The organism is uncultured Cardiobacterium sp. (genome assembly GCF_938028185.1).
Taxonomy (GTDB): Bacteria; Pseudomonadota; Gammaproteobacteria; order Cardiobacteriales; family Cardiobacteriaceae; genus Cardiobacterium.
The window spans coordinates 1-2,771 of the sequence record NZ_CALJAH010000079.1; the positions used below are offsets into that span (position 1 = coordinate 1).

4 protein-coding genes are annotated in these 2,771 nt (G+C 61.6%); all 4 read left to right on the forward strand.

The features are described from left to right. Window positions 1–142 precede the first annotated feature (142 nt). On the forward strand, window positions 143–493 hold the full coding sequence (locus Q0349_RS02510) for a hypothetical protein (RefSeq protein WP_298079298.1): 351 nt from the start codon (window positions 143–145) through the stop codon (window positions 491–493). A 92-nt stretch (window positions 494–585) separates the two neighbouring features. Further along, window positions 586–1,089, forward strand: coding sequence for a hypothetical protein (locus tag Q0349_RS02515; RefSeq protein WP_298079300.1), 504 nt, complete (start codon window positions 586–588; stop codon window positions 1,087–1,089). Between the two features lie 3 nt (window positions 1,090–1,092). Next, window positions 1,093–2,292 carry a TonB-dependent receptor gene (locus tag Q0349_RS02520; protein WP_298079303.1) on the forward strand — a complete coding sequence of 400 codons (1,200 nt, stop codon included), beginning with the start codon at window positions 1,093–1,095 and terminating at the stop codon, window positions 2,290–2,292. A gap of 130 nt (window positions 2,293–2,422) precedes the next feature. Next, window positions 2,423–2,629, forward strand: coding sequence for a hypothetical protein (locus tag Q0349_RS02525; RefSeq protein WP_298079302.1), 207 nt, complete (start codon window positions 2,423–2,425; stop codon window positions 2,627–2,629). Window positions 2,630–2,771: the final 142 nt, after the last annotated feature.

Genomic DNA, 2,771 nt, shown 5'->3' on the forward strand with positions numbered 1-2,771 from the left:
GGCGGTGGAGCGGGCTTTTATTGAGTATATTATTTAGGGTGGATGGCTATAAACACGCCCTCGCAGCTCAGGCATCAGCAGCCTGCTTGCGTAAATGTTAAGATTTATTAGCAATTAACTTAACATTTATATGGGGGCCAATATGCCGCAACACCCCAAAACCCTGCGCTGCCAACTGGCCAGCCTGGTCGCCCATGCCGCCGCCAGCCCGCTGGCCATCGCGCAGCAGGACGAAACGCTGAAACCCGTCGTCATCAGCGCCGAGCGTTCGCAAGAAACCAACTACACCATCCCCGCCAGCATCTCGGCGACAGGGCTTGACCTCTCGTTGCGCGAAACGCCGCAATCCATCTCGGTCATCACGCAGAAGCGCATGGAAGAACAGCAGCTCAACAGCGTCAGCGACGCCATCACACCCCCGGCATCTACTTCCAGAAATACGGCAACAGCGCCGACGGCTACCACTACTACATCTCGCGCGGCTACGCGATAGACAACGTCAACATTGACGGGCTGGACGCCAGCGGCGACGGCTCCGGCTACGGCCTCTCGCTGCACAACACCGACAGCGCCATCTACGAATCCATGAGCGTGGTGCGCGGCTCGACTGGCCTGCGCAACGGCCTCGGCGACCCGGGCGGCAACATCCAGATGCAGCGCAAACGCCCGACCGCCGAACCGCGCTTCAGCATCGACGCGGGCGCGGGCTCGTGGGAACATTACCGCACCGTGCTGGACGGCGGCGGCAGCCTGAACGACAACGGCACCCTGCGCGGGCGCATGGTCGCCGTGTACGACCGGGGTGGACTGTGGCAGCGGCGCGCGCGCCAGGACGGCAAAACCCTCTACGGCATCCTCGAATACGACCTCACCCCGCAGACGGTGGCGACCGTCGGCCTGCAATGGAGCGACATCCAGAGCAAACACTCCGCCACCGGCTCCTTCACCGCCTACTACGGCGACGAAGACAGCGGCTACCGCCTGACCCCGCTCGGCGCGCGCGACAACCTTGCCGCGCAATGGTCCTACGGCAAACGCCGCAAAAACGAAATCTTCACCCGCCTCGAACACCACTTCAACGACGACTGAACCCTGAGCGCCGCCTACAGCTACCGCTTCGGCAAATCCAACAACCACTACGGCATGGGCGGCACCGCTACCATCAACGCCGACGGCAGCACCGCGCTTGTCGCCCTCAAAGAACAATTCCACCCGAAAGAACACAGCTTCGACCTGCACCTCGACGGCAAATACCCGCTCTTTGGCCGCCAGCACGAAATGCAGGTTGGCGTGAGCCACAACGCCTACCGCGACGGCAAAAACGCCAAATACGACACCTACGTCGGCGAAGGCGACATCCCCGACCTCTACCGCTTCATCCGCGACGGCAACGTGGCGCGCCCGGAAAACGAACAGCTCGGCTACGGCACCAACAAAAAACAAACCAGCGCCCTCTACGGCGCGACCCGCATCCACCTCAGCGACGACTGGGCGCTGCTCGCGGGCGCGCGCCTGACCCACTGGAAACGCACCGGCTACGACTTCCGCAACGACTACATCCCGCGCGTGCGCAAAGAAAACGGCGTGCTGACCCCCTACCTCGGCCTCACCTACGACTTCAACCAAAACCTCACCGCCTACGCCAGCTACAGCACCATCTTCCGCCCGCAGGACAACGAAGACATCAACCACAACGCGCTTGACCCGGAAAAAGGCGCGACCTACGAACTGGGCGTCAAGGGCGCCTGGCTGGACGACCGCCTCAACGCCTCCGCCGCCATCTATGAAGTGCGCAAGGACAACCTCGCCGTTAAGGCGGGCGAACACGCGGACGGCAGCGACTACTACCGCGCCGAAGACGACACCAAAGGACGCGGTTGGGAGCTGACCGTCTCCGGCGAGCCGCTGCCCGCCTGGCATATGGACGCCTCCTACACCCGCACCAAAATCGACGGCAAAAACGGCCAGCGCCTGAAAACCGATGTCCCGCTGCACCTCATCAAAGCCTTTACCAGCTACGACATCAATGACCAATGGACCGTGGGCGGCGGGCTGAACTGGCAGAGCAAAATCTACGCCGAGCCGGAAATCCCGGGCGAAGTAGGCATCGCCGCCAGCCAACAAAAAGCCTACACCACCGTTGACCTCATGGCGCAATACCGCCCGGTGAAAAACCTGCGCATCGGCCTGCACGCCAACAACCTCTTCAACCAGGAATACCGCACCGTGCCGAATATGCTCTCCTACGGCGCGCCGCGCAGCATCATGGCGACCTTCCGCTACGAATTCTAAAGACGGCAGCCACTATCTGCTTTACATACACCTTGAGCGCGTAGCGTCGCATCGCCGCCGTTTTCCCCGGTGGGTCAAGACCCACCCTACGGATTTACATCCCCCTGCAGGACGCGCCTTTTCCATCCCCATGCCAATCACCGCCCTCGCCTACCTCCTCATCCTTATCGCCGCTGCCTACAGCTACCACGGCGCCCCCTCACAGCGCCGCCTGCCTACCCGCTACGCATGGGACATCGCCTGGCGCGCCGCAGCAAGCGGGTTTCTCCTCCTCGCCAGCCAACACGGCGGCTACGCCATCCCGATCACCCTCGCCGCCTATAGCAATCCTCTCTAAATTCTATACAATCATCAATTTCCCTAGAGCCTGACCATGCCATACCCACAAGCCATGAGAGAAAGAGCCATAGCCGCGTATCTGGAACAGGGCATGAAGAAGATCGAAGTTTGCAGAATATTCGGTATACAACGGCGCAGCT

Excerpts from the sequence above, each read along its gene's own strand:
- Q0349_RS02510 (WP_298079298.1), top strand. The coding sequence starts at position 143 with ATGCCGCAACACCCCAAAACCCTGCGCTGCCAACTGGCCAGCCTGGTC.
- Q0349_RS02515 (WP_298079300.1), top strand. The coding sequence starts at position 586 with ATGAGCGTGGTGCGCGGCTCGACTGGCCTGCGCAACGGCCTCGGCGAC.
- Q0349_RS02525 (WP_298079302.1), top strand. The coding sequence starts at position 2,423 with ATGCCAATCACCGCCCTCGCCTACCTCCTCATCCTTATCGCCGCTGCC.